Below are 3,394 nucleotides of genomic sequence, written 5' to 3'. Positions count from 1 at the left end.
TTAATGCAATATTCTTCCGAGAATTTTGATCTGTTTTGTGTGTAAGTGTTTAAGGGCGCATGGTGGATGCCTTGGCACTGAGAGCCGATGAAGGACGTGGGAGGCTGCGATATGCCTCGGGGAGTTGTCAACCGAGCGTGGATCCGAGGATGTCCGAATGGGGAAACCCGGCACGAGTGATGTCGTGTCACCAGGCGCTGAATATATAGGCGTCTGGGGGGAACGCGGGGAAGTGAAACATCTCAGTACCCGTAGGAAGAGAAAACAATTGTGATTCCGTGAGTAGTGGCGAGCGAAAGCGGAGGATGGCTAAACCGTGTGCATGTGATACCCGGCGGGGGTTGTGTGTGCGGTGTTGTGGGGCGTTTCGTCTCCTGACCGCCGTCAGGGGCAGAAGTGATAAACCGTTGGGTTAGGTGAAGTGGCCTGGGATGGTCTGCCGTAGAGGGTGAGAGTCCTGTAACCGAAAACTTGGCGGCTTCTGTGGAATGTTTTCCCCGAGTAGCAGCGGGCCCGTGGAATCTGCTGTGAATCTGCCGGGACCACCCGGTAAGCCTGAATACTTCTCAGTGACCGATAGCGGATCAGTACCGTGAGGGAATGGTGAAAAGTACCCCGGGAGGGGAGTGAAAGAGTACCTGAAACCGTGTGCCTACAATCCGTCAGAGCCCTCGCTTTTGTGTGGGGTGATGGCGTGCCTTTTGAAGAATGAGCCTGCGAGTCAGGGACATGTCGCGAGGTTAACCCGGGTGGGGTAGCCGCAGCGAAAGCGAGTCTGAATAGGGCGTATCCATACAAGAGTGTTTGGTGTAGTGGTGTGTTCTGGACCCGAAGCGGAGTGATCTACCCATGGCCAGGGTGAAGCGCGGGTAAGACCGCGTGGAGGCCCGAACCCACTTAGGTTGAAGACTGAGGGGATGAGCTGTGGGTAGGGGTGAAAGGCCAATCAAACTCCGTGATAGCTGGTTCTCCCCGAAATGCATTTAGGTGCAGCGTCGCATGGTTCTTGCTGGAGGTAGAGCTACTGGATGGCCGATGGGCCCTACTAGGTTACTGACGTCAGCCAAACTCCGAATGCCGGCAAGGTGTAGTGCGGCAGTGAGACGGCGGGGGATAAGCTCCGTGCGTCGAGAGGGAAACAGCCCAGATCGCCGGCTAAGGCCCCTAAGCGTGTGCTAAGTGGAAAAGGATGTGCAGTCGCGAAGACAACCAGGAGGTTGGCTTAGAAGCAGCCACCCTTGAAAGAGTGCGTAATAGCTCACTGGTCAAGTGATTGTGCGCCGATAATGTAGCGGGGCTCAAGCACACCGCCGAAGCCGCGGCAGCAACACTAGGTGTTGTTGGGTAGGGGAGCGTCCTGCATCCGGTGAAGCCACGAAGTGATTCAGTGGTGGAGGGTGTGGGAGTGAGAATGCAGGCATGAGTAGCGATAAGGCAAGTGAGAACCTTGCCCGCCGGAAGACCAAGGGTTCCTGGGCCAGGCCAGTCCGCCCAGGGTGAGTCGGGACCTAAGGCGAGGCCGACAGGCGTAGTCGATGGACAACGGGTTGATATTCCCGTACCCGTGTATGAGCGTCCCTGACGAATCCATACTGCTAACCACCCAAACGGTGGCCTACCAACTCCTTCGGGAGGCGGGGGTCACCCGCTGCGTGGGACCCGTGTGGGTAGTAGTCAAGCGATGGGGTGACGCAGGAAGGTAGCCGTACCAGTCAGTGGTAATACTGGGGCAAACCTGTAGGGAGAACGATAGGCAAATCCGTCGTTCACGATTCCTGAGAGGTGATGCATAGCCGAGTGAGGCGAATTCGGTGATCCTATGCTGTCGAGAAAAGCCTCTAGCGAGCGCATACACGGCCCGTACCCCAAACCAACACAGGTGGTCAGGTAGAGAATACCGAGGCGTACGAGTGAACTATGGTTAAGGAACTCGGCAAAATGCCCCCGTAACTTCGGGAGAAGGGGGACCCCCACACCGTCAACACCTTCGCGGTGGGCAGCGGGAGGGGGTGGCACAAACCAGTGAGAAGCGACTGTTTACTAAAAACACAGGTCCGTGCGAAGTCGCAAGACGATGTATACGGACTGACGCCTGCCCGGTGCTGGAAGGTTAAGAGGACCCGTTAACCCGCAAGGGTGAAGCGGAGAATTTAAGCCCCAGTAAACGGCGGTGGTAACTATAACCATCCTAAGGTAGCGAAATTCCTTGTCGGGTAAGTTCCGACCTGCACGAATGGCGTAACGACTTCTCAGCTGTCTCAACCATAGACTCGGCGAAATTGCATTACGAGTAAAGATGCTCGTTACGCGCGGCAGGACGAAAAGACCCCGGGACCTTCACTACAACTTGGTATTGGTGCTCGATACGGTTTGTGTAGGATAGGTGGGAGACTAAGAAGCAGTCACGCCAGTGATTGTGGAGTCGTTGTTGAAATACCACTCTGATCGTATTGGGCCTCTAACCTCGAACCGTCTATCCGGTTCAGGGACAGTGCCTGGCGGGTAGTTTAACTGGGGCGGTTGCCTCCTAAAAAGTAACGGAGGCGCCCAAAGGTTCCCTCAACCTGGACGGCAATCAGGTGTTGAGTGTAAGTGCACAAGGGAGCTTGACTGCGAGACCTACACGTCAAGCAGGGACGAAAGTCGGGACTAGTGATCCGGCACCCCCGAGTGGAAGGGGTGTCGCTCAACGGATAAAAGGTACCCCGGGGATAACAGGCTGATCTTCCCCAAGAGTCCATATCGACGGGATGGTTTGGCACCTCGATGTCGGCTCGTCGCATCCTGGGGCTGGAGCAGGTCCCAAGGGTTGGGCTGTTCGCCCATTAAAGCGGCACGCGAGCTGGGTTTAGAACGTCGTGAGACAGTTCGGTCTCTATCCGCCGCGCGCGTCAGAAGCTTGAGGAAACCTGTCCCTAGTACGAGAGGACCGGGACGGACGAACCTCTGGTACACCAGTTGTCCCACCAGGGGCACCGCTGGATAGCCACGTTCGGACAGGATAACCGCTGAAAGCATCTAAGCGGGAAACCCCCTCCAAGACCAGGCTTCTCACCCATACAAGTGGGATAAGGCCCCCCGCAGACCACGGGATCGATAGACCAGACCTACACGCCCAGCAATGGGTTCAGGGAACTGGCACTAACCGGCCGAAAACTTACACACACTCGCAACCACACCCCATCCACGCGTATCAACCACACGCAACACACCCCACCACCAAAACACCCTTACCCCAACCACATGGGGCACTACAAAAAGTGAATAAAGTTACGGCGGTCAATAGCGGCAGGGAAACGCCCGGACCCATCCCGAACCCGGAAGCTAAGCCTGCCAGCGCCAATGATACTGCCCCACACGGGCGGAAAAGTAGGACACCGCCGAACACAAATTA

Annotated in this window: 2 rRNA genes; both read left to right on the top strand. The window is 56.5% G+C overall.

What is annotated here, in order from left to right:
* The first annotated feature begins 39 nt into the window (after positions 1-39).
* A 23S ribosomal RNA gene (locus tag A5650_RS00445) occupies positions 40-3,165 on the top strand.
* Positions 3,166-3,271: 106 nt separating this feature from the next.
* A 5S ribosomal RNA gene (rrf, locus tag A5650_RS00440) occupies positions 3,272-3,386 on the top strand.
* Positions 3,387-3,394: the final 8 nt, after the last annotated feature.

The organism is Mycobacterium sp. 1164985.4 (assembly GCF_001668575.1).
In the GTDB taxonomy this organism is placed as follows: Bacteria; Actinomycetota; Actinomycetes; order Mycobacteriales; family Mycobacteriaceae; genus Mycobacterium.
This window is presented reverse-complemented; position numbering and strand designations above follow the sequence as displayed.